Genomic DNA, 19,398 nt, shown 5'->3' on the forward strand with positions numbered 1-19,398 from the left:
GCATAGTAAATACGTAGCCTTTGCATCATGTCCAACCCGCCTGCACAGAATCCCGTCGACATCGCCCGCGAGGCCTTTCGCCGCCTCGCCACGCGCCGCATTGCGCCCACGCCCGACGCCTACCGCGACATCTACGATGAGATTGCCGGCATCCAGAAACCGGCGCCGGCCCCCGTGGCATCCGCTCCTGCCGAACTGGTGCTGGGAGACTTCGCCACGCAGCTGACCGACACCCCGGGCGAACTGGCCGAATACGGCCGCCGCCTGAACCGCGCCGTGAAGGCACGCGACTGGGACGGCTATGCGCGCGCCCTGTCGCAGCTGGTCGAAAAGCACCTGCGGCGCGGCATTCCGCCGGGCGTCACCTATGGCATGGAAAGCAAGGACACCATCCTGCTGCGCGAACTGCTCAGCCGCACGCTGGCGTTCGCCCTGGCTTCGTTATTGCCGGCCAGCCCGACGCTGGCGAGCGAAGCCGAATCGCTGGGCGCGGCCGTCAAGGTGGCGCACAGCGAAGCGGCGCTGCAGGAAATCGCCACGCGCCTGAAGGAACTGTGCTTCCAGATCGAACTGCACAGCGGCGACGCCGGCGAACAGCAGGAACTGCTGCTGCGCCTGTTCAAACTGCTGCTGGAAAATGTCAGCGAACTGCTGGACGACGACAGCTGGATGCGCGGCCAGATCGAGGCCGTGCAGGAACTCATCAGCGGCCCGATCGACACGCGCTCGCTGGAAGACGTCACGCGCAGCCTGAAGGACGTGATCTACAAGCAAGGCCAGATCAAGCACAACCTGTCGGACGTGAAAGCCACCGTCAAGAACATGATGATGACTTTCATCGACCGCCTCGGCTCGGTGGCGGCCTCGACCGGCGACTTCCACGACAAGCTCGGCGGTTTCTCCGACCGCATCCGCCACGCCGCCGACATCACGGAACTGAACGAAGTGCTCGACGAAGTGCTGCGCGAAACGAAACACGCGCAAGCCGAAGCCCTCGCCTCGCGCGACCGCATGCTGGCCGCGCACAGGGAAGTGCAGGAAGCGGAAAGCCGCATCAAGGAACTCGAAGCCAAGCTGCAGCACATGAGCGAACTGGTGCGCGAAGACCAGCTCACCGGCACGCTGAACCGGCGCGGCCTGGACGACGTCTTCGAACGCGAAAGCGCCCGCGCCGACCGCCGCAACACGCCGCTGTGCGTGGCCCTGCTCGACCTCGACAATTTCAAGAAGCTGAACGACACCTACGGCCACCTGGCCGGCGACAACGCCCTGCGCCACCTGGCCAAGGTCGTGAAAGCGACCCTGCGCTCGATCGACGTCATCGCCCGCTTCGGCGGCGAGGAGTTCATGATCATGCTGCCGGAAACGCCGGTCGAGGCGGCTGTGCAAACCATGGTGCGCCTGCAGCGCGAACTGACCAAGCACTTCTTCCTGCACGATAACGAGAAGCTCCTGATCACCTTCTCCGCCGGCGTGGCTTTGCGCCTGCCGAACGAAGACCAGGCGACGCTGCTGGCGCGGGTGGACAAGGCGATGTACCAGGCCAAACAAACGGGCAAGAATCGTGTCGTAGTCGCGAACTGAGCCACCACCAATGCCAATGCTGGGGTCAGGTCTGGCATTTGGACACGATCTCAGCTGTAAAAACGGCGGTGAAGCACTTTTTATTCGCACGAGAATAAAGTACGGCTGTTTCTTTTAACGCCGCCCGGAACTACAGCTGAGTTCGTGTCTGAATGCCAGACCTGACCCCAGCCTTGCAGCCTTGGATGTAGCCACCGCACGTCGGGCAGCCAATGTCGCTACACTGATCATTCCCATTCACGGGAAGCCTGCCGGCGCCAGTGCAGGCAGCGACCTCTTACGGAAACCGATCATGCACCGCACCCGCTCGCACACGTGCCGCAACTCCCACACTCACCGTACGCTAAGCATCCTGCTGGCCGGCCTGTCGGTTCTGACGTTGCCATCATCCGCTAACTTCGATGCCGCAGCACAAGCGGCAGCCGCCGATTCGCGCTATGAACGCGTCGCACCCAGCCCGGATGGCATCGGCAAGCGCTACATGGGCCGCGAGATTGCTGGCGTGATGGGATGGGAAGGCGCGCAATGGCTCGAGCGCGAAAGCCGCGCACCCGAGGAGCGGCCGGAATTGCTTCTGCGGGAACTGGCGCTGGCACCCGGCATGACGGTGGCCGACATCGGCGCCGGCACCGGCTACTACACCTGGCAGCTGGCGAAACAGGTAGGGCCCGGCGGACGAGTGTATGCAGTCGACGTGCAGCCGGAAATGATTCGCATGCTCGACAGCCAAATGGCAAAGCGCGGGGTGCGCAACGTGGTCTCGGTGCTAGGCAGCGAAACCACCGTCAAACTGCCGCCGGCCAGCGTCGACCTGGCAATCATGGTCGATGTCTATCACGAGCTCGCCTATCCCGCGGAGGTCCTCGACAGCATCGTCAAGGCCCTGAAGCCGGGCGGGCGCGTCGTCTTCGTCGAATACCGGGCCGAGGATCCCGCAGTCGCGATCAAGCCACTGCATAAGATGAGCGAGCGGCAGGTACGGCGTGAAGCGACGGCGCATGGCCTGAAGTGGGAACGTAGCATCGAATCGCTGCCGATCCAGCATGCGATCGTGTTTCGTAAGTCTTGAGGGCCGATTTTTTGTCGTTGCTATTAATGATTAGCAGCCCGAGAGCTGAGTGGCATAGCAGGTTCCGCCGCTGAGCAGACCTGGCCGTCATGATGCGATTTCACCAACAGGGCCAAGTCTGTCATTTCGTGGGCAGGCGAGCTGAAAGTCTGCTTTCGACCCAAAGCGGACGAAGCAAAGATGCTATGGAAGCTTCTTCAAAGTGAAATAGCCGAGCTTCTCACCTGCACCGATACTCACCGCGTCATAGGTTCCGTGGATAGCCGCCTTTTCGGACTTACCAGACATAAACAAATACCCGTCACATACTGTCGTTCGACCGAGCGTAAGTACGCCATTTTCTATTTGATACGCTAATGGCTCAGCCAATGGGAAGAACTTCTCATTGTGAGTAGTTTTCGCCTCAACAACTGCGTGCTTCCACGTGCCGCCCATGCAAGACCCAGTGGCAGCTTCTGCTAGGAATCGAATCGTCGCCTCAACCTTGACTGCATGCTTCAAATCCACCATGCGCAGTCCCCAGCGCGAACCTGCCTCCTGTGCTTGACCTATTGCCGTCAAGCTAGACATAAGAATAACAGCGACAAGTTTGTAAGAAGAACTTCGCATTAGAACCCACAGGAAGAGTTACGCAGAAAGGGAATGCCCGCTTCTGGCCGACAGCAGACCTATTGTAGCGTCCACTCCCGACCCAAAGCGGACTTCGGTAGGAATGGATAACGTAAGTCCAACTCATTCACGAACCCATCCAACCTTGTTCCCGATGTCGTCCCAGATGCTGCCGATGAGGTGGGGATCTTCCGACTCGATAACAATCAGGGAAAGCAGATGGTCTGACGAGAAAACCGTTCTCTTCCCGTTCACCAAATAAGCAACCTCCACGGAGTCTTCGCCGCTTACAAATTCAGGTGAAGGCAACGCAACGACCTTATGTCCTTGTATGGCGACCTCATTCACAAAATGCTCGACACACGGCCGCCATTCGGTATTGTCGAACGAGTCGGCCCACTCGTAGTCCAGCCAGAATACGTCAGAGTCAGCAAGTGTTGTGCGGCGATACAGACGGTACATCTCTCAATCTCTCCTAGCTTTAAGACAGACTTTACCAATGTCCGCTTCTGGCCGATTGCGGACCTATTGTAGCGTCCGTTAACGACCCAAAGCGGACCTCAGCCTGGTTCCGCCGCCTCAACTGACGCGACAGTTATGCCCGCGCTGATGAGCACCGCAACGATAGCTTGCCCAAGACGTTGCACCTCAGCGTTGTGAGAAACACCTTTGAACCGTTGTCTGATTGAGGTGTGCGGTCGAATAAAGACGGACCATCGAATTGGCACACCGCGATACCCTTCGCCTTCCTCAGCCATGCTGGAACAACCGATAGTGAATTCCACCTCTGCTGGATTCGAATATTCGATCATCCAGCCCCAGTCTTCCCCAAGAGGATAGCCCGTGACTATGCCTTCACTAGCAAGCATCTTGGAAAGCCAAAAAGCTAGCTCAAAGCCATACACTCCGGGATTGCCCTGGCATTCCTCAGGAAGGGATGGAAGAAATTCTGACGAGGTAAATTCAATGCGCCACATGTAATGTGTTCACCTAACGATAGATAAGGGTGTACGCCAGATGCTGACTGCCTTCAGGCGCCAGAACTCTCCACTCCACTTAACGAGCAGATTTATGTCCGCTCCTGGCCGATTGCAGACAGTCAGAATAACGCAGTGTACGGCCTTGCTATTCTGACCACAAGCGAGCGTTTTGTCTGGCCTATTTAGTCCGCAGGGCGGCTTGGCGCGGAGACAACAGCACTACGGCGGCTCCCCAGTACCTGCACCAGTTTCGCATCGCGCCCATACATATCCGCAGCAAAGCGCGCAGTGCCGTCGCTGCCGACGCTGGCCGTGGCATAGAACATCACAACCGGAACCGGACGGGGCAAGTCGACATGCCGGGTCGGTCCCGGCTGCAGCGCGTCCTGGATCTTGTCCGCGCTCCACGGGCCTTGCTGGCCGAGAACGAACTGCGCCAGGGCAGCCGGATGTTCGACCCGGATGCAGCCGTGCGAGAGGTCACGCCGGCTGCGTTCGAACAGCTCGCGCGCCGGGGTCGAGTGCAGGTAGATGTCCATCGGGTTGGGCAGCGCGAACTTGACCGCCCCCAGTGCGTTTTTCGGTCCCGGACGCTGGCGCACGCGCGCCCGGCCGGCCTTGAGGTCGGCCACGCTCGCGTTCGGCGGCACCGTTTCCATCGCGTTTTGTTCGAGGTAGGCAGGATTGCGCCCGATCTTGGGCAGGATTTCCTTTTCGAGGATGCTGCGCGGGACGTTCCAGTAGGGGTTGAACTCGAGGTAGCGCATCTGGCCGACGAAGAGCGGGGTTTCGGTCTTGACCGCGGTGCCGACCACGACCCGCATTTCGAGCGGCGTTTCGTCGCCGCTGCCCTTCTGCAGCGCCCACAGGCGGTAGGCCGGCAGGTCGACCACGATCAGCGGGCCGGGGCCGAAATCCGGCAGCCAGCGCAGGCGCTCGAGGGTCAGCGCGAGCTGGCGCACACGCTGCGCCGGCGTCACATTCAGGGCATTGATGGTGCCGCGGCCCGGCACGCCGTCCTCGAACAGCCCATGACGGGCCTGGAAGCGCTGGACGCCTTCCTTGAGCTCTTCGCTGTAGGTGCCGTCGGTTGGCGCCGGCGTGTTCGCCGGCAGGTCGCCCAGCAGCACCAGGCGCTCGAACAGCGCCTGCGCGTCCGCATAGGCCTCGCCCGGCTTGAGCTTGGTGCGCGGCATCGGCAGCGCAGGATACGGCTGTTTGGACAATGCGCGGTACTCGGCCAGTGCCGCCTTGACCCGCCCGTACTGCTGCAAGGGCGGCTCGGCTGCCCGCACCGCGGCCTGCAGCTTGCCGGTGGCCAGTCCGGTGCGCAGGCGCTCGACCGGATCGTACCCCTTCAGGCGCGCGTCGGGTCCGCGGGTGTGGTACTCGGAGCGCACGCGGCCGACGCGCAGGTCGGCCAGGTAGTGCAGCATCGCCGAAGTGAGTGCGGCGTCGAAACGGGCGCTGCCGGCCCCACCCGCGCGCAGCTGGCGCTCCAGCGCGTCATGGCCGTAATCGAGCGGATCCAGGCCCTGCAGCGGGGCCTGGCGCAGCACCCACAGGGCCGCCGCGGCGGTCGAGGGATTCCAGGCGGGTGCATATTTGCGCGGGGCGTAGAAGCGGTCCAGCCAGCCGCGCTCGTCGTAGGGACCCGCGGGCGGCGTCGGCGAGCGCGCGGCCTCGACGGCCAGGGTGCGGATGGCGGAGGGAACCGGCTGGGCAAACGTGGAACGGGGAAGAAGCGCCGCAGCCGCGCAGAACGCGAGCGCGGCGCCGAATTTCAGGCTGGGCTTCATCGATACTTTCAAACTGCGGCATGCATACATCACCGATCGCATCATACCGATCGCGCCGCGCGATGCTCAACACTGTTACGAATAGATGCAATACCTCAGCTACACTGAAGGCCCATCCTTCAGGAGCCGCCATGAGAACGACCGCGATCGCCACCACCCTCCTCACGCTCGCCGCCTTCTGCGCCGGCAGCGCCTGCGCCCAGCAGCTGAACATCAAGCCCGGCCTGTGGCAGCTCGAGGCCACGGTCCCTGGCAAAGCCCAGGGCAATGCCATGGCCGGCTACATGGAGAGGATGAAGGCGAAAATGGCGAAGATGCCGCCCGAGCAGCGCAAGGAGATCGAGAAGACGATGGCCGACCTCCAGGCCCGCGGCACGGAATTCACGGGCAACGGCATGCGCACCAAAGAATGCATCACCAGGGAAAACATCGCGCAGTTCGACTTGCTGGGCAAGAAGGGACCGGATTCCTGCACCCGGAAAGGAACGCCCACGGCCGGCGGCGTGAACGTGAGTATGACCTGCACGCAGCCCAAGATGCAGGTCGACGCCGCCGTCAAGTTCCAGGGCGATAAAGCCTACACCTTCGAGTCGGTCGCGACCTTGGCCGGTCCCGACGGCAGGCCGATGACCCAGAAGACCAGCGGTTCGGGCAAATGGCTGGGCAGCGACTGCGGCGCGATCAAGCCATCGATGGATGAATGACAGTCAGGGCCGCGCCGCCAGCACCCTGTAGCGCAGCGCCTCCTCGTTCATGCCGAGGTTCTCGTACAGCACGGTGAGGTTGTGCGCGGCGAGGTAGCTGCCGCGTCCGGCCACGGCGCCGTCGAGATCGGCGCGTTCGCCGAGTTCCAGGCAGCGCTGCCAGCAGCCTTCGGCCACGGGCAGCAGTTCGCCGGCCTGCTCCGGAGTGGCGGCGGCCCAGTCGAGCAGTACGTCGCCGAGGACGAAATAGAAATCGGGCGAGGCCTCCCAGCGGCTGCCCTCGCCTTCGGCCAGCGCCACCGCGTCCGCGTGGCGTCCGCTCTTCTTCAGGCAGAACAGCGTGCGCACGACCAGGTCATGGCGGTACGCCTCCTCGCCGCAGCGCGCCAGCGCCGCCAGGTAGTGTTCCAGCGCCGCCTCATGCACGCCATACACTTCCTCGTTCTTGCCGAGCTGGTAGAGCAGATAGGGATCGTCCGGGGCATCAATCAGCGCGCGCCGCAGCAGCGCGTCGTTGCGGCCGTGCTTGCGCGCCAGCGCGTCGCGGCGGTAGCCGTCGTGGCGCAGGCTCAAGCCGATGCGCGTGCGCGGCAGGTTCGCCACCGGCTGCTCGTGGATGCGGCCGGCGTAGCGCACGCCGCGCGGCAGCAGACGCGGCAGCCATTGCACCGCGCTTTCCACGCGGCCCTGCGAATCGAATTCGCTCGTCACCGGCAGCACGCCGATGCAGGCTTCGCCCGCCAAGACCGCGTCGAGCATGGCGCGCGCGCTGCCGGCGGCGATCCATTCGTCGGCGTCGAGCACGAGGTTCCAGTCCGCATCCGAACGGTCGAGGGCGGCATTGCGCGCGGCGGCGAAATCCTCGCACCAGGCAAAGGAAAACACGCGGGCGCCGTGCGCCTGTGCGATGGCGGCCGTGTCGTCGCGCGAGCCGGTATCGAGGACGACGATATCGTCCACCAGCGCTCGCGCGGAATCGAGGCAGCGGGCGATGCGCGCGGCCTCGTCGCGCACGATCATGACGAGAGCAAGGCGGGTCATCGGAGACTAGGAAAAGAAAAGCCGCCCGGCGTGCGGGCGGCGGTCGGGATCAGTAACCGCTCTGCGCGGCGATCGCGGCGAGCTGCTGGGTCATGTAGCTGCTCATGCTCTGCATGTTCACCATCATGGTGTCGAGCGAGGTGAACTGCGTGCGGTAGCGCTTTTCGGTCTGCGCCAGCTGCAGTTCCATGCGTTCTTCGCTCTTGCCCAGGCTGCGGATGGTGTCGTTCAGGCCGTCGGTGCGGGTTTTAAAAATGCCTTTCGAGCCCAGCATGTCTTCGGTGACCTTGGTGAGGCGGGTCGCCACGCCCGAGGTCGACGAAAACAGCGCCGAGACGCCTTCGAAGTTCGAGGCCAGCGCGGCGTCGAGCTTGGCCGGCTTTTCCAGCTTCAGGGTGCCGTCGCGCTGGAAGGCGATGCCGATGTCGGACAGGGTCTTCAGACCGCCGGCGTCGCTTACCGCCTTGCCCAGTTCGGCGCGGATGCTGGTCAGGATCGAGCGCGCCGAGGCGTCGCCGTTCAGCACCGCACCGGTCTTGGTGGTGGCGTTGTAGGCGGTCTGCTTGTTCACGGCTGTCGCCAGCGTGTTGTAGGCGTCCACGAAGGCCGAGATGTTCTTGCTGATCGTCGACGTGTCCTTCGCCAGGCTGACCGTGACCGGGCTGCCGACGTTGGTCTGCTGCAGGTTCAGGGTCACGCCCTTGATCGCGTCGGTGACGGTGTTCGAGGCTTTCGAGACCGCGATGCCGTCGATTTTCATTTCGGCGTTCTGCGCGGTTTGCGAACGCGTCATGGTGGTCGTGGCGGCCGTCGTATCGAATTGCGCCAGCGTGCCGCTGCCTTTGATGCTGACGGCATTGGCGGTACCGGTCTGGTTGCCGGTGATGACGAGGCGGTCCTGCGTGCCGTCGTTGAGGACGGTGGCGGTGACGCCGGCATTGGCCTTGTTGATGGCGCTGCTCAGGGTGTTCAGGTTGCCGTCGGTGAGCGAGACTGTGGTGGTCTTGCCGCCGATGGTGATGTCCATCGAACCGGCGCCGCTGAAGGCGGTGGCGGGGGCCACGCCGCTGGAAACCAGCTTGTCGGCGGTGGCCAGCTTGCTCACTTCGACCGAGTAGCTGCCGGCGGCCGCGCCGCCGTCCTTGGTGGCGCTGATGCCGACGATGTCCGGCTTGGTCGAGGTGGTGGTCAGCGCGCGCAGGGCGTCGCCGCCGAGGGCCTTGACCGCGGTCTGGAAGGTGGATACGGCGCTTTTCAGCGTGCCGAAGGCGGACAGCTTCGAATTGAAGCTGGACTGCTTCGCCTGCAGGTTGTCGAGCGGCTGGCGCTCGATTTGCATCAGCGACGTGACGAGGCCGTCGACGTCGAGTCCGGACAACATGCCGGCAGCACTAATGGCCATGCGATTCTCCCTTAAGCTTTATCGCGCAACATCACGCCTTGCATCTGCTCGATCGAGCGCCACAGCTTCAGCGCTTCGACGCTCGGAATCTGGCGCAATACCTTGTCGGTCTGGGTATCGACCACCTTGACGACGGTACGGCCGGTGTCCTCGTCGACCGAGAAACGGACGCCCTGCGCATTCGCCTGCGCGACCTTGTTCAGGTCGGCGACGACGTTGCCCAGCTCGGCGTTGTCGGGTTTCCGGTCCGATTGCGCCAATGCCGCGCCGGTCGACGAAGCGACGGGAGCGGCATTGGAAACATATTTGATCGAGGCCTCGGCAGCCGGCCGCGCCGTGCTGCCGGCGACGGCCGATGGGCTTCCAGCTTGTATTGGTTGCAACATCGGAACACCTCTTTACAAACGGCTGTGCGGGGCCGAACCCCGCACAGTTGAAACATCGATTATAGCGCTTGCTGTACTACCCGCTTAATTAGCCGCGCAGCAGGGACATGACGCTGTTCGGTGCCGAGTTGGCCTGGGCCAGCATCGCGGTACCTGCCTGTTGCAGGATCTGTGCGCGGCTCAGCTTCGAGGTTTCTGCAGCGTAGTCGGTGTCGGTGATGCGGCTCTTTGCTGCCGACTGGTTCTCGACCGAGGTAGCCAGGTTGCTGATGGCGTAGCCCATACGGTTCTGGGCGGTACCCAGCGAAGCGCGCTCGGTGTTCAGGGCTGCCAGTGCGTCGTCGATGTTCTTGATCGCGGTGGCGGCGGTGGCTTCGTCGGTGACGGTCACGCTGCTGGCCGAGACGCCGGCGTAGGCGGTGTTGGCGCCGAAGGTGACGTCGATCTTCTGGCCCGAGTCAGCACCGACCTGGATGGTCTTGACAGCCTGGGTCGAAGCCAGCAGTGCCACGCCGTTGAACTTGGTGTCCGAAGCGATACGGCCGATTTCGGTGTTCAGGGTCGAGATTTCCTTGTCGATGTTCGCCCATTCCGTGCTGCCGTTGGTTTCGTTGGCGCCCTGGACTGCCAGTTCACGCATACGCTGCAGTGCGTCCGAGATGTTCGACAGCGCGCCGTCGGCGGTCTGGATCATCGAGATGCCGTCGTTGGCGTTACGCGATGCCTGGGTCATGCCGCGGATCTGGGAATCCATCTTGGTGGCAATCGACATGCCGGCAGCGTCGTCCTTGGCGCTGTTGACGCGCAGACCCGACGACAGGCGCTGCATCGAGGTCGACAGTTCGTTGTTCGACTTGGTCAGGTTGCGTTGTGCGTTCAGCGAGGACAGGTTGGTGTTGATGATCGACATGGTAATTCTCCAGTGGGCAGTTCAGTTTGGTGCTGCTATCAGGGTTCGGTTTGTTGCTTGCGTCGCTGTTTCAGCTCGCTTGTATTCTTTAACGGAGGCCTCTGCAAAACCTTGAGGATTTTTTTTAAAAAAATGTTTGTGAGCAACTTTGCATCTGAAACGGACTGGAATCGTTCTTGCCTGACGCCATACCCGCAACAAGAGCGTTGACGGCAGCTCCAGAAAAATATTTAGGGGCCTTTTTCCCCCTTGTTCGTCCCTTGCCGATGTTTGCCTGTGGGATACACTCGCCTCTTCGTGTTGTCCCCCCGGAGTAATCGATGAACAATTTGCCCAAGCGCCGCACCGCCTTCGTACTGGCGTCGACCGACCACGGCAGCATGCTGGTCAACCGCCATGACTACCGCATGGTGGGCAGCACCGGCTATGGCGTCGGCTACCAGCTGCTGGAAAAATCGTCCTTCGATGCCGACGAAGTGAGCTTCGTGCTGCAGCTGCTGGAAAGCCGCCGCCGCCATGCAGGCGACGGCCTGATCGCGCTCGACTGCGGCGCCAACATCGGCGTGCACACGATCGAATGGGCGCGCTTCATGCACGGCTGGGGCGACGTGCTCGCCTTCGAGGCGCAGGAACGGATCTTTTATGCACTGGCCGGCAACCTCACACTGAACAATTGCTTCAATGCCCGCGCGATCTGGGCGGCCATCGGCGCCGGCAACGGCGCCCTGCGCGTGCCGGTGCCGGATTATCTGGTGCCGTCCAGCTTCGGCAGCCTGGAGCTGCGCAAGAACCCGGACACGGAATTCATCGGCCAGGACGTCGATTACTCCGACGCCGCCGCCCAGACCGTGCAGATGCTGTCGATCGACGCGATGAACCTGCCGCGCCTCGACCTCATCAAGCTCGACATCGAAGGCATGGAGCTGGAGGCGCTGCAGGGCGCGCGCGCATCGATCGAACGCCTGAAACCTTATCTCGTGATCGAAAAGATCAAATCGAACGAAGCGGAACTGATGCGCTTCGTTACCGAACTCGGCTATGTCGTATTCCCGCTCGGGATCAACCTCCTCGCGGTGCATGCCGCCGACCCGATCGCGGCCGAAATCCGCCAGATCGCCAACCCATAACAGGAACGCGCTTCCACCATGACCACCGTTCAGGATTTCCCCGCCCAGGCCGACGCGCTGTTCGCCGCCGGGCTTGCCGCCCATGCCGACGGCCGTTTCGACGACGCCTTTGCCCAATACGAAGCCGCGCTGCAGATCGAGCCTGGCCATTTCGACACCCTGCACCACCTGGGCATCCTCGGCCATGCCAGCGGCAACTATGAATTCGCGCTCGAGTTCATCGGCGCGGCGATCCGGATCAACCCGCAGGTCCCGGCCACGTATTGCAACCTCGGTAATATCTTCAAGGCGATCAACGAGCGCGACGCCGCGCTCGACAGCTACCGCCAGGCGCTCGGCCTCGATCCGGACAACGTCGATGCGCTGTATAACCTCGGCAATCTGCTGCAGGATATGAAGCAGGATGAGGAAGCCGTCGGCTGCTACGAGCGCGCCATCGCACTGGCGCCGCACGATGCCGAAGCCCTGAACAACTGCGCCGCCGTCCTGCACCGCCTCGAGCGCCTCGACGAAGCACTGGCCTGCTGCGAGCGCGCGATTGCGCTCGCGCCCGGCCACGTACACGCCCATAACAACCGCGGGAACATCCAGGCGGCGCTGGGCAACACCGACGAAACGATCGCCAGCTACGAGGCGGCGCTTGCGCTCGACCCGGACCACATCGAAGCGCGCGTCAACCTCGGCACCGCCCTGCTCGCCACCGGCAAGGCCGAGGAGGCGCTGGCCAGCCTCGACGCGGCACTGGAGCGCTCGCCCGATCACGCGGAAGCCCACCACCGCCGCGGCAAGGTCCTGCGCCAGCTGCGGCGCAACGACGACGCGCTCGCGGCGCTGCAGCGCGCCATCGTCCTCGATCCGAAGGCGCCCGAGTACCGCTGCACGCTCGGCAGCCTGGTCCAGCTGATGGGCAATCCGCAAGGCGCGCTGGCCTGCTTCGACGCCGCGCTGGCGATCGACGATACCCTCTTGACCACCCACAACGAACGCGGCATCGCCCTGCAGGGCCTGCGCCGCCACGCCGAGGCGCTCGCCTGTTTCGACATGATCCTGGAAAAGGATCCGGAGCACCGCGAAGCCGCCCTGAACCGTGCCAACACGCTGAAGGACCTCGAGCGCATCGACGAGGCGCTGGCCGCCTACGACGCCATCGTCGCCAAACACGGCGAAAGCGCGCCGGTGTGGAACAACCGCGGCAATGCCTACGAGGAGATGCGGCGCTACGAGGACGCCCTCGCCTGCTTCGACGCGGCGATCGCGCTCAGCCCGGGCTATGCGGCGCCGCACTGGAACCGCGCCCTGCTGAACCTGCAATACGGCAGGCTGGGCGACGGCTGGCGCGGCTACGAATGGCGCTGGCAGAACGAGTCGCTCAGCTGCTACCGCGAGATGCGCACATTCACCGAGCCGGCCTGGCTGGGCGCGGAGCCGCTGGCAGGCAAGACGATCCTGCTGTTCGCCGAGCAGGGCCTGGGCGACACCCTGCAGTTCTGCCGCTACGTGCCGCTGGTAAAAGCGCGCGGCGCGCGCGTCGTGCTCGAAGTGCAGGGACCGCTGACCGGCCTCCTGGCCGATCTCGGCGCCGACCAGGTGCTGCGCCGCGGCGACACCTTGCCGCCCTTCGACTACCAGTGCTCGCTGATGTCGCTGCCGCTGGCCTTCGGCACCGAGATCGACACGATCCCGGCGTCCAGCCGCTACCTGCCGTCCGATCCGGCCCGCGTCGCCGCCTGGCGCGAACGCCTCGGGCCGCAAACGCGCCTGCGCGTCGGCCTGGCCTGGAGCGGCAACCCGCACCATGCCAACGACCGCAACCGCAGCCTGGCGCTGGCCCAGCTGGCGCCACTGCTCGCGCTGGACTGCGAATTCGTCTCGCTGCAGAAGGAACACCGCGAGCAGGACCTGGCCACGCTCGATGCTTCACAGGTCAAGCGCGTCAACGAACACCTGAACGACTTCGCGGACACGGCCGCCCTGTGCGAACTGATGGACGTGGTGGTTTCGGTCGATACCAGCATCGCCCACCTGGCAGGCGCCGTGGGCCGTCCGCTGTGGGTGCTGCTGCCGCAGGTGGCCGACTGGCGCTGGCTGACCGAACGCGGCGACAGCCCCTGGTATCCGGGTGCGCGCCTGTTCCGCCAAAGCAAGGCCGGCGACTGGGAGAGCGTGATCGAATCCGTCAAACAGGCACTGGAGGCCCTGCCCCACGGCTGACCCGCAGCGCCGGATTTGACGATTCGAATTTTACAATTGTGCGCCAATTGCAAAATAATGAAGGTTCTGGCGTAATGCAGGCTGGATCACGAACCCAACCGTATCGGTGCGATGCGGTCCAACCTGCACATGATGACACCACAGATTCCGGTAGACGAGGCGCGGCGGCTGGCCGCCCTGCATGCGACCAGCCTGTTCGGTACGGGCCCCGAGGAAGCATTCGACCGGATCACGCGCATGGCGGCCAAGCTGCTGCAGGTACCGAGCGCCCTGATCTCGCTGGTCGGCAGCGATACCCAGTGGTTCAAGTCGCGCTGCGGCTTCGCGGCACAGTACACGTCGCGCGATGTCTCGTTTTGCGGCCATGCGATCTTGACGGACGAACCATTGGTGGTCGAAGACGCCGCCAGGGATCCGCGCTTCGCCGATAACCCGATCGTCACCGGCGAACCCCACATTCGCTTTTACGCCGGCGTGCAGCTGTATTCCGTCGAACGTGCCAAGCTCGGCACCCTGTGCGTCATCGACAGCCAGCCGCGCGCGCTTGGCGACGAGGAGCTGGCCGAGCTGCACGACCTGGCGCGCATGGTCGAGGAACTGATCTACCACCGCCAGCTCGCGATCGCCGCCCAGCAGCTGCACGACGGGCTGCAGCAGAACGCCTCGCCCTCCCAGCTGGCCGCCTCGGCCGGCCAGGTCGAATTCCTTCTGACCCACGACACCCTGACCGGGCTGGCCAACCGCCAGGCCCTGCTCGGCGCGATCCGCGACAGCGTCGCCGGCTGGCAACGGCGCAAGCTGCCGGCTGCCGTCGCCTGCCTCAACATCGACCGCTTCAAACGCGTCAACGACGCGTTTGGCCATGCCGCCGGCGACGAGGTGCTGGTCGCCGTCACCCGCTGCCTGCAAGCCGAATTAGGCGACAACGATCTGCTGGCGCGTACCGGTAGCGATGAATTCGTACTGTTGCTGAACTCGTCCGGCGACGACCAGGCCTTGCAAGCGCGCCTGCAACGCCTGCTATTCAGCGTCAACAGCAGCGTGTCCTGGGCCGGCAAGGACATCGCCATCACCTGCAGCCTGGGCGTGGCCCGCTTCCCGCAGGATGGAGAAGACGCCGACACCCTGCTCAGCAATGCCAATACCGCCATGCGCCACGCCAAGGAAACCGGCGGCGCGCGCATCCAGTATTTCGCGCCGGGACAGCGGCGCGAGCTGGTGCGGCGCATGGCGCTCGAGCATCAGCTGCACCGCGCCATCGAACGCGAGGAACTGTTCCTGCAATACCAGCCGAAGATCGACCTGCAAGGCGGCAGCCTGGCCGGCTTCGAAGCCCTGCTGCGCTGGCGCCATCCGACCCACGGCGTCGTCTCGCCCGAGGAGTTCGTGCCGATCGCCGAGGAAAACGGCCTGATCGTGCCGATCGGCGACTGGCTGGTGCGCACCGCCATCAAGCAGATGGCCAGCTGGCATGCGGCCGGGCTGCCGGAAATCCCGGTGGCCGTGAATCTGTCGGCGCGCCAGTTCCTGCAGGGCGACGTGGTCGGCCTGGTCGACGAGATGCTGCGCGAGGCGAAGATCGCGCCCCACCTGCTGGAACTGGAACTGACGGAAAGCCTGTCGATGGCCGATCCCGAGCGCAGCCTGGCGATCATGCGCGAGCTGCGCGCGCTCGGCGTTACGCTCAGCATCGACGACTTCGGCACCGGTTATTCGAGCTTCGCTTATCTGAAACGCTTGCCGATCGACAAGCTCAAAATCGACAAGTCGTTTGTCAACGACATGGTGCACAGCAGCGATGCGCGCGCCATCGTCCAGGCCATCGTTGCCATGGCGCATAGCATGCACTTGCGGGTGGTGGCCGAAGGCGTCGAGTCGGCGCCGCAGGCGCTGGCCCTGCGCGAGACGGGCTGCGACCAGGCCCAGGGTTATTACTATTCGCGTCCGCTCGACGCCCGGGAAGCCGGCAGCTTCCTCGCGCCGGGGCCGGCTAGCAAGCTCGGCGGCGCAACATTATAAAGAGCGCCGCTGAGGTGTCTTTACAACAGAAACAATTTCTAACAAATCGGAAGGGTGTGCGCCATCAAGGTGTTTATCATTGTGTTAACGCGACACGGAAGACGCATCCACGTCCGGCCGGATGTTGCGCACTGACGATGGTGTGAGTTTCATGATGCAACGAAGAACCGACGAGCAAACGGCGCTGACCGCCGAATATGCTCTCTATCTGGTGGACATCCGCGGGGTCGAGTTCGCCCTGAACTATCTCGACACCTGCAATGTATCGCGTTCGATCCTGACGCGGGCCTTGCAAAGCCCCGAATCGCGGCGCCATCACGAGCGCCGCCAGCAGCCGCGCAACGACTGATTCCTCCGCTTTCCTTCTTCCTGTACTGCCGGGCAGCCTGTCCATTTCCCTTATCGGTATGACAAAGCCGGAAAAAGCCGGGTATTCCCGCCTCTCAAGTCCGGTTAGAAGCTGCCGTTAAGCCAGTAAACTACCCTCGCTGAAGATAGTCACGCAGGCTCACGGAGCGTGCGACGACCCGCTCCGGCACGAACACAGGGGAACGCCCAGCGGCGCGGTCCCCATCAGATAGAAGGTTTGGAGGTTCACGATGTTTGGATCGATGCAGCGCGGCGTCAACGCTTACGCCAAAGTAGGAATGGAAACCTCGGTGATTTCGGCTTCGCCCCACAAACTGATCGTGCTGCTGTATGACGGCGCCATCACCGCGATCAAGAATGGCGCCACCCACATGGCTGCCGGCAACATCGTCGAGAAAGGCGCGGCCATCTCGAAAGCCCTCGACATCATCAACAACGGCCTGCGCGCCAGCCTCGACAAGAAGGCCGGCGGCGAGATCGCCAGCAACCTGGATTCCCTGTACGTGTACATGACCGAACGCCTGCTGATGGCGAACCTGCAGAACAAGACCGCCCTGCTGGACGAAGTGCAGACCCTGCTGGTCGACCTGCGCGATGCCTGGACCCAGATCGGCGAGAAGCCGGCCCAGGCCCCATCGATGTCGCACTACCCCGTGATGGCGAGCGCCTGATGATGACCGGCCAGGAAGTCCTGCTCGAGTACGCCGCCGTCGCCGAGCTCACCGGCCAGATGCTGGCCGCCGCCGAAGCCGGCGACTGGGACCATCTGGTGGTCCTCGAGCGCGAATGCACGGCCCACGTCGACGTCCTGAAAAGCGGCGAAGCCGCCGTCGAACTCAACCCTTCCGGCCGCCAGGCGAAGATCGACTGCATCCGCCGCATCCTGGCCGACGACCGCAAGATCCGCGACCTGACCATGCCCTGGATGGCCCAGCTGTCCGCCCTGATCAACAACTCCGGTACCCAGCGCCGCCTCGCGAACGCCTACGGCAGCGTCTGACCTGAGACGCAATGGTCGAGCGCATTCCCAGTCCCGGCCTCAGCGCGCCGCTGCCGGTCCGGGCGGCGCAGGCCGTCGAACGCACGGGCGATCCGCGCCTCGAAGTTTTCCAGCGTACCCTTTCCACTTTGCTCGGCAGCCAACTGCAGGCATCGGTCATGTCGCGCATGCAGGACGGCAGCTTCATGGTCCGCGTCGCCGACATGCCGGTACGCATGATGCTGCCGCCGGGCACGCAGCCCGGCACCCAGCTCACGATGACGGTCCTGGCCGCCACGCCCCAGCCGACCTTCGGCCTGGGCGACGCCACCCTGCAGGGCACCCTGGTGCCGCTCAGCGCGAATGCCGCCTCGCTCGCGGCCAGCGTCGCCGCGGCCAGCTCACGCCTGCTGCAGGCGGGCGGCCAGGCCCAGGCGGCCGACCTCAGCCCGGCCGCGCGCCTGCTGGGCCAGGTATTGAAAAACGCCACCGGCGCGCCGCCGCTGCCGACCCTGAACCCCGCCACCCCCTTGGTTCCGCAAGGCGCGCCGGACCCGGCCCAGCTGGCCGTCCAGCTGCGCCAGGCCGTCGCCAAAAGCGGCCTGTTCTATGAAGCCCACCTGGCCGAATGGGCCGAGGGCAAGCGTCCGCTGGCCGAGCTGATGGCCGAGCCGCAGGCGCAGAAACCCGCCGGCACGCCGCCTACCGACCCATCCCTGTCGCAATTGATCAACCAGCAATTGGGCACCCAGGAATCCGGCCAGCTGGTCTGGCAGGGCCAGCTGGGACCGCAGCAGGCGATGCGCTGGGAGATCGGACGCGAGGAAGACGAGCGCGCCGCGCCCGGCCGCGAGCCGGACGAGGCAGGCTGGCACAGCGGCCTGCGCCTGCGCTTCGCCCTGCTGGGCGAGGTCGAGGCCAGCGTCAGCCTGCGCGGCTCGCAATTGCGGATCGAGCTGCTGGCCAAACCGGGCGCCGCCGCCCTGCTGCGCCAAGGCGCGCCGCGCCTGCAGGACGCCCTGGCCGCGGCCGGCAGCGAGCTGGCGGCGCTGCGCATCGCCGGGCGCGGGGAAGCTACATGAACGACCAGCGCCAGCGCGCCGTGGCCCTGGCCTATGCCGCCGGCTCGGCTGCCCCGACCGTGGTCGCCAAGGGCCGCGGCCTGGTGGCCGAGCAGATCATCGAGCGCGCGAAAGAGGCCGGCGTGTTCGTCCACGAATCGAAGGAATTGGTGTCGCTGCTGATGGAAGTCGACCTCGACGGCCAGATTCCGCCCGCCCTGTACCGCGCAATTGCGGAACTATTGGCATGGCTATATCATATTGAGTCGGCGCAACAACTCGGCAGGCCTGTTGCTGAACTGGCCCCGGCCCCACCCGACAGCGCCCTCTTTTTAGACTTACCTGCAGATTCACCTGCATTATCGGCGGAACAAAATGCAAGCAATGCATGACGCGGAACTGGACAACTGGCACGACTACGAAGTGCACTCGGCCCGTGAGATCGTGGCGCTGCTGCGCCAGATCGGCGAAAAGAAGCAATTGATCCGGATGAAGATCAAGGGCGAGGCCGACGTCTGCGTCACCTCCATCCTCGATGTCGACGGCGACGAAGGCGTCTTTATCCTCGACCGCTCGATCAACCGCGAGCAGAACGAGCGCATCGTGCAGGCCAAAAGCGTGCTGTGCGAAACCTATCTCGACAAGATCCGCATCCTGTTCAGCGTCAGCGGCGTGCAGGAAACCGAATACCGCGGCGCTGGCGCCCTGGCGGCCGACATCCCCGCTTCCCTGATCCGCCTGCAGCGCCGCGAGTTCTACCGCATGCCGACGCCGGTCACGAACCCGGTCCCGGCCCTGGTGCCGATGCCGCTCGACCTCGGCGGCGGCAACGCCAGCTTCCCGCTGGCCGACATCAGCTGCGGCGGCGTCGCCCTGCTCGACAACAAGATGATGCTCAATTCGACCATCGGCCAGACGTTTACGAATTGCCGTATCGAACTGCCGGAGATCGGCACCGTCACCACCTCGCTGCAGGTGCGCAATGCGCTGGACGTGACGATGCTGAACAACAAGACCAGCCGGCGCATCGGTTGCATGTTCGTCGATATTTCGCGGGCGAACATGGCGGCGGTGCAGCGGTACATTACGAAACTGGAACGCGAACGCAACGCACGATTGGCTGGGCTGTCGTAGGGTGGAGTCCTGAC

General features: G+C 64.2%; 20 protein-coding genes. 12 read left to right on the forward strand and 8 right to left on the reverse strand.

Annotation, left to right across the window (positions count from 1 at the left end):
• Positions 1 to 27 precede the first annotated feature (27 nt).
• Together ACFPQ5_RS16285 and ACFPQ5_RS16290 are read left to right on the forward strand one after the other, a co-directional pair.
• Positions 28 to 1,584, forward strand: coding sequence for a GGDEF domain-containing protein (locus ACFPQ5_RS16285; RefSeq protein ID WP_379757838.1), 1,557 nt, complete (start codon positions 28 to 30; stop codon positions 1,582 to 1,584).
• Between the two features lie 292 nt (positions 1,585 to 1,876).
• Positions 1,877 to 2,653 (forward strand): class I SAM-dependent methyltransferase, encoded by a 777-nt coding sequence (locus tag ACFPQ5_RS16290; protein WP_379757841.1) that lies wholly within the window; start codon positions 1,877 to 1,879, stop codon positions 2,651 to 2,653.
• A gap of 183 nt (positions 2,654 to 2,836) precedes the next feature.
• Here the strand turns inward: ACFPQ5_RS16290 and ACFPQ5_RS16295 are convergent, their stop codons facing one another.
• The 4 genes from ACFPQ5_RS16295 to ACFPQ5_RS16310 form a co-directional block, all read right to left on the reverse strand.
• A complete protein-coding gene (locus tag ACFPQ5_RS16295; protein WP_379757844.1) occupies positions 2,837 to 3,223 on the reverse strand; it encodes a hypothetical protein in 387 nt (128 codons plus the stop codon).
• Between the two features lie 162 nt (positions 3,224 to 3,385).
• A complete protein-coding gene (locus ACFPQ5_RS16300) occupies positions 3,386 to 3,724 on the reverse strand; it encodes a hypothetical protein (RefSeq protein WP_379757848.1) in 339 nt (112 codons plus the stop codon).
• A 98-nt stretch (positions 3,725 to 3,822) separates the two neighbouring features.
• Positions 3,823 to 4,239, reverse strand: a complete 417-nt coding sequence (locus tag ACFPQ5_RS16305; RefSeq protein WP_379757851.1) for a hypothetical protein — start codon at positions 4,237 to 4,239, stop codon at positions 3,823 to 3,825.
• Positions 4,240 to 4,424: 185 nt separating this feature from the next.
• The gene (locus tag ACFPQ5_RS16310) at positions 4,425 to 6,041 is read right to left on the reverse strand and encodes a L,D-transpeptidase family protein (protein WP_379757854.1); all 1,617 of its coding nucleotides are present in this window, start codon (positions 6,039 to 6,041) and stop codon (positions 4,425 to 4,427) included.
• Positions 6,042 to 6,172: 131 nt separating this feature from the next.
• Between ACFPQ5_RS16310 and ACFPQ5_RS16315 the strand changes: the two genes are divergently transcribed.
• Positions 6,173 to 6,745 carry a DUF3617 domain-containing protein gene (locus ACFPQ5_RS16315; protein WP_379757857.1) on the forward strand — a complete coding sequence of 191 codons (573 nt, stop codon included), beginning with the start codon at positions 6,173 to 6,175 and terminating at the stop codon, positions 6,743 to 6,745.
• A 3-nt stretch (positions 6,746 to 6,748) separates the two neighbouring features.
• Here ACFPQ5_RS16315 and ACFPQ5_RS16320 read toward each other — a convergent pair whose 3' ends face one another.
• The 4 genes from ACFPQ5_RS16320 to ACFPQ5_RS16335 form a co-directional block, all read right to left on the reverse strand.
• Positions 6,749 to 7,786 carry a glycosyltransferase gene (locus tag ACFPQ5_RS16320; protein WP_379757860.1) on the reverse strand — a complete coding sequence of 346 codons (1,038 nt, stop codon included), beginning with the start codon at positions 7,784 to 7,786 and terminating at the stop codon, positions 6,749 to 6,751.
• Between the two features lie 49 nt (positions 7,787 to 7,835).
• On the reverse strand, positions 7,836 to 9,188 hold the full coding sequence (fliD, locus tag ACFPQ5_RS16325; RefSeq protein ID WP_379757863.1) for a flagellar filament capping protein FliD: 1,353 nt from the start codon (positions 9,186 to 9,188) through the stop codon (positions 7,836 to 7,838).
• Between the two features lie 11 nt (positions 9,189 to 9,199).
• Positions 9,200 to 9,574 carry a flagellar protein FlaG gene (locus ACFPQ5_RS16330; RefSeq protein WP_379757867.1) on the reverse strand — a complete coding sequence of 125 codons (375 nt, stop codon included), beginning with the start codon at positions 9,572 to 9,574 and terminating at the stop codon, positions 9,200 to 9,202.
• Positions 9,575 to 9,662: 88 nt separating this feature from the next.
• Positions 9,663 to 10,484, reverse strand: a complete 822-nt coding sequence (locus ACFPQ5_RS16335; RefSeq protein WP_379757870.1) for a flagellin N-terminal helical domain-containing protein — start codon at positions 10,482 to 10,484, stop codon at positions 9,663 to 9,665.
• Between the two features lie 320 nt (positions 10,485 to 10,804).
• Here ACFPQ5_RS16335 and ACFPQ5_RS16340 point away from each other — a divergent pair, with 320 nt between their 5' ends.
• The 9 genes from ACFPQ5_RS16340 (at position 10,805) to ACFPQ5_RS16380 (ending at position 19,384) form a co-directional block, all read left to right on the forward strand.
• Positions 10,805 to 11,611 (forward strand): FkbM family methyltransferase, encoded by an 807-nt coding sequence (locus ACFPQ5_RS16340; protein WP_379757873.1) that lies wholly within the window; start codon positions 10,805 to 10,807, stop codon positions 11,609 to 11,611.
• Between the two features lie 18 nt (positions 11,612 to 11,629).
• Positions 11,630 to 13,822 (forward strand): tetratricopeptide repeat protein, encoded by a 2,193-nt coding sequence (locus ACFPQ5_RS16345; RefSeq protein WP_379757876.1) that lies wholly within the window; start codon positions 11,630 to 11,632, stop codon positions 13,820 to 13,822.
• A gap of 129 nt (positions 13,823 to 13,951) precedes the next feature.
• Positions 13,952 to 15,841 (forward strand): putative bifunctional diguanylate cyclase/phosphodiesterase, encoded by a 1,890-nt coding sequence (locus ACFPQ5_RS16350; RefSeq protein WP_379757879.1) that lies wholly within the window; start codon positions 13,952 to 13,954, stop codon positions 15,839 to 15,841.
• Between the two features lie 151 nt (positions 15,842 to 15,992).
• Complete coding sequence (locus tag ACFPQ5_RS16355; RefSeq protein WP_379757882.1) at positions 15,993 to 16,190, forward strand: hypothetical protein; 198 nt, start codon at positions 15,993 to 15,995, stop codon at positions 16,188 to 16,190.
• A 250-nt stretch (positions 16,191 to 16,440) separates the two neighbouring features.
• On the forward strand, positions 16,441 to 16,881 hold the full coding sequence (gene fliS, locus ACFPQ5_RS16360; protein ID WP_379757886.1) for a flagellar export chaperone FliS: 441 nt from the start codon (positions 16,441 to 16,443) through the stop codon (positions 16,879 to 16,881).
• Positions 16,881 to 17,210 carry a flagellar protein FliT gene (locus ACFPQ5_RS16365; RefSeq protein ID WP_379757890.1) on the forward strand — a complete coding sequence of 110 codons (330 nt, stop codon included), beginning with the start codon at positions 16,881 to 16,883 and terminating at the stop codon, positions 17,208 to 17,210. The genes fliS and ACFPQ5_RS16365 overlap by 1 nt, the downstream gene beginning before the upstream one ends.
• An 11-nt stretch (positions 17,211 to 17,221) precedes the next feature.
• Positions 17,222 to 18,271, forward strand: coding sequence for a flagellar hook-length control protein FliK (gene fliK, locus ACFPQ5_RS16370; protein WP_379757893.1), 1,050 nt, complete (start codon positions 17,222 to 17,224; stop codon positions 18,269 to 18,271).
• Positions 18,268 to 18,642: an EscU/YscU/HrcU family type III secretion system export apparatus switch protein gene (locus ACFPQ5_RS16375; protein WP_379757896.1), complete on the forward strand. Its 375-nt coding sequence runs from the start codon at positions 18,268 to 18,270 to the stop codon at positions 18,640 to 18,642. Before fliK ends, ACFPQ5_RS16375 begins: the two co-directional genes overlap by 4 nt.
• The gene (locus ACFPQ5_RS16380; RefSeq protein WP_379760137.1) at positions 18,635 to 19,384 is read left to right on the forward strand and encodes a flagellar brake protein; all 750 of its coding nucleotides are present in this window, start codon (positions 18,635 to 18,637) and stop codon (positions 19,382 to 19,384) included. The genes ACFPQ5_RS16375 and ACFPQ5_RS16380 overlap by 8 nt, the downstream gene beginning before the upstream one ends.
• Positions 19,385 to 19,398 lie beyond the last annotated feature (14 nt).

The organism is Massilia suwonensis (assembly GCF_042655665.1).
Lineage (GTDB): Bacteria > Pseudomonadota > Gammaproteobacteria > Burkholderiales > Burkholderiaceae_D > Telluria > Telluria suwonensis.